The sequence below is a fragment of the Rhodoplanes roseus genome (genome assembly GCF_003258865.1).
Taxonomy (GTDB): domain Bacteria; phylum Pseudomonadota; class Alphaproteobacteria; order Rhizobiales; family Xanthobacteraceae; genus Rhodoplanes; species Rhodoplanes roseus.
On sequence record NZ_NPEX01000423.1, the window covers coordinates 1 to 3,603 of the forward strand.

Below are 3,603 nucleotides of genomic sequence, written 5' to 3' on the forward strand. Positions count from 1 at the left end.
CGCCGCCCGCCGCACCGGCCGACACCAGCCCGGAGCCCACCCACGCCGCTCCGCCGGCCGCACCGGCCGAGGAGCCGCACGCGGCGGCCCCGGCGACCGAGCCGAACGACCAGAAGCCATCCGGCAAGACCGCCTACGAGAGCCTCGAAGAGGAAATGGCGAATCTTCTCGGCCGCGCGCCCGGGAAGCCGTGACGCCTTCGAGGCACGGCCGCAGCGTTCGTCTCGCGACGGTGGCGGCCGGAGTAGCCCTGACGGTGACGGGGGCGCTCCTCGTCGGCGCGACGATGGTCGGGCCGGCGGCGGCTCAGGACATCAGCATCAACCTGGGCGGCGGCCAGGGCGGCGGGCTGACCGAGCGCGTCGTCCAGATCATCGCGCTGCTCACGGTGCTGTCGCTGGCGCCGTCCATCCTGGTGATGGTGACGTCGTTCACCCGAATCGTCGTGGTGCTGTCGCTGCTGCGCACCGCGCTGGGCACGGCGACGGCGCCGCCCAACACCGTGATCATCTCGCTCGCGCTGTTCCTCACCGCCTTCGTCATGGGACCGGCGTTCGAGCGCGCCTACGACATCGGGGTGCGTCCGCTGGTCAACAACGAGATCACGCCCGAGCAGGCCTTCGAGCGGTCGAGCGAGCCGTTCCGCGCCTTCATGCTGAAGAACGTGCGCGACAAGGACCTCAAGCTGTTCGTCGACATGTCGCGCGAGCCGCCGCCGCCGACCCAGGAGGAGCTGTCGCTGCGCATCCTGGTCCCGGCCTTCATGATCTCCGAGCTGAAGCGGGCCTTCGAGATCGGCTTCCTGCTGTTCCTGCCGTTCCTGATCATCGACCTGGTGGTGGCCTCGGTGCTGATGTCGATGGGCATGATGATGCTGCCGCCGGCGACCATCTCGCTGCCGTTCAAGCTGATCTTCTTCGTGCTGGTGGACGGCTGGAACCTGGTCGCGGGCAGCCTGGTGCAGAGCTACGGATCGTAGCCGGCGGACGGAGGACCGGATCCGCTACCGCTTCACCGCCGTGAGCTTGCGGGGCCGGATCGAGGCGGTCGGGTCGGGATCGGGCTGCAGGGCCCGGGTCTGGTTGCCGGGCGCGCCGGCGGCTCCCGGAGGCTCGTTGCTGAACGACCCCGTCTCGGGATAACGCGTCCGCATCTCGCGCAGGAAGCTGTCGAGCGTGTCGGTGGAGCCCACCATGCGGGCCACCGAGGCGAACTCCGGGGCGTTCGAGGCGCGCGGCGCGGTCGCCACGTCGAAGGCGCGGCGGTCGGGACCGTCGGCCATCTTGGCCACGTATTTCTCGCGGAAGCGGCCGAGCCCGATGGTGTCGTCGGCGAGCGCGTAGCCGATGGCGGCGCGCAGCAGGTCGGCCCGCTCGGGCTCGCTGAGCGGCTGCCAGTCGCGCCAGCGTTCGCCGTACATCATCTCGATCTGCTCGCCGGCCGCCTGCCAGCGTTTCGCCGACCACAGGATGTCGCTGCGCAGCCGCTGCGCCTCCCGGCCGTCCAGGTTGCCGATCACCTCGAGGGCGAGATCGGGCCGCCCGATGTCGGACAGCGCCCGCCCCTCGATGAGCAGCCGCTGGTTGCGCAGCTCGGTCGCGATGTTGGTGGTCTGGGTGGCGCGCAAGGTGGCGAGCGCGCGGTCCGGCTTGCGGTTCATCAGATAGACGATGGCGAGCCGCGTCGCGACCTGGGCCCGGGCGGCGCCCTGCAGGCGGTGGTCGACCTGGTGCTGGAGCAGCTCGGACGCCTGGTCGAGCAGGTCGACCGAGACGAGCCGGTCGGCGAGCCGGCGGATCATCTCGTCGCCGCGTCGGCCGATCGGGGTCAGCTCGCGGAAGTCGTAGAACAGGCCGAGCGCGTCGACGGCCGGCATCGCGTCGCCCTTCCCGGCCAGGAACAGCGTGTCGAAGGTGCTCGACGCCTCCTCCTGGATGCGCCGCGTGTGCTCCGAGTTGGGATGCGCCATCAGGGCCGTGCGCATCACGTGGAAGGCGTCGCGATAGCGCGATTCCTGCGTGTAGAGGCGGGCCAGCATCTGCAGCGCCTCGATCTCGGTGTCGTCGCCGCGCCACAGCGTGGTGAGCTCCTCGAGATCGCCGATGACCTCGGACCGCTTGAGGTCGCCGAGATGATAACGCAGCACGGTCTCGCGCAGCCGCGCCTGGGCGGCGTCCGGCCCGATGCCGGAGGTGGCGGCGAGCCGGTAGTCGGCGAGCGCGTCGCCGCTGCGGCCGAGGCCTTCCGCCACCTGTCCGGCCAGCACCGCGATGGCGGCCTCCATGCTCTTGTCGATGCCCAGCGTCTCGAAGGCGTGCATCAGATTGGCGGCGGCCGCGAAGTTCTTCACCTCGAGGGCGGCCCGCACCGCGTCCTTGAGGATCAGGCGCTGGAGCTGCATCGGCAGGGTCGAGATCGAGGATTCGACGTTGCGGAGCTTGTCGTTGGCGTCCGCCCAGTTGCCCTGCTTGGCCATGGCGAAGCCGCGCCAGATCTGGGCGTCGGGATGGCTGGCGACGATCGGATGCGACAGATCCTTCAGGGCCTCGGGGATTCGCCCGAGCATGATGTTGGCGAAGGCGTGCATGAGCAGGCCGGCCGGATCGTCGGCGCCGGGGCGCTCCTCGCCGATCGCCACCTCGATCACGCCCTTGGCCTCGGCATACATCTCGCGGGCCAGATAGAAGCGGCCGAGATCCATCCGGGCGCCGGTGCGGCGCGTCTCGAGGGCCTCGGCGGCGGCGTTCACCAGGGTGCGGCGGCGCTCCTCGAAGTCGGCCTCGCGGTCGAAGCCCCACAGCTGCGGATCGAAGACGGCGGGCCGGAACAGGCCGGTGCGGCGACCGACCATGTCGCTCGCCGAGACCGAGAGCCCGCCGGGCCGCCCGATGGTGATGCGGTCGGTGCCGAGCTCGACCGTCAGGTCGTCGGCGACCGGCTGGAGCACCACGCCATGGGCCGACGGCAGCACGCCGAACTCGACATAGTCCTGCGGCTGCATGAAGCCGCGCGGCGGCCCGAGGCCGGTGACGACGACGAGCGTGTCGCCCGCCTCCGGATCGGTGAGGCGATGCACGGCACGCGGATCGTCGAACGGCACCGCGGTGGTGACGCGGCTCTGGCTCGCCGGGTTGCGCACCAGCGACAACGGCCGCGGCGCCTCCATGATCTGGTCGCCGATGACGACCGTGACGGTCGGGCCATCGATGCGCACCGTGGCGAGGCGGGGCCGCTCCAGCTTGAGGCGGAGCGCCTGGCCGTCGCGCAGCCGGGTGAGCGACGCGCTCTGCACGGTGCCGCTGCGGTCGCGGCCGAGCGCCGCGACATCGATCCGGGCGCCGGTGTCGAAGACGACCCAGAGCGTGTCGGCCCGGTTGAACACCGCGACCGGGGTCGCGACGGAGAACGGGAAGCTGAGAATCAGGTTCTCGGCCTGCCGGCCGACCTGCACCTGGACGGCGCCGGTCGGATCGCCGGAGGGCGCGGGAGCGACGATGACGGGCGCCGGCGGATCGACGGAGGGCGACTCGGCGCCTGCCGGCGCCGCAGGTGCGGCCGGCCGGACCGGCACGTCGGCCAGGTCGGCGGGAGGCGCCGAGACGA

The 3,603-nt window shown here is 71.5% G+C and carries 2 protein-coding genes and 1 pseudogene; 2 read left to right on the forward strand and 1 reads right to left on the reverse strand.

Annotation, left to right across the window (positions count from 1 at the left end):
- Together CH341_RS34580 and fliP are read left to right on the forward strand one after the other, a co-directional pair.
- Positions 1-194: pseudogene (locus tag CH341_RS34580) on the forward strand (hypothetical protein); the annotation flags it as partial.
- Positions 195-250: 56 nt separating this feature from the next.
- Complete coding sequence (gene fliP, locus CH341_RS29430) at positions 251-979, forward strand: flagellar type III secretion system pore protein FliP (RefSeq protein WP_425376222.1); 729 nt, start codon at positions 251-253, stop codon at positions 977-979.
- Between the two features lie 24 nt (positions 980-1,003).
- Here the strand turns inward: fliP and CH341_RS34585 are convergent.
- A partial coding sequence (locus CH341_RS34585; RefSeq protein WP_111422881.1) for a tetratricopeptide repeat protein occupies positions 1,004-3,603 on the reverse strand: 2,600 nt, incomplete at its 5' end.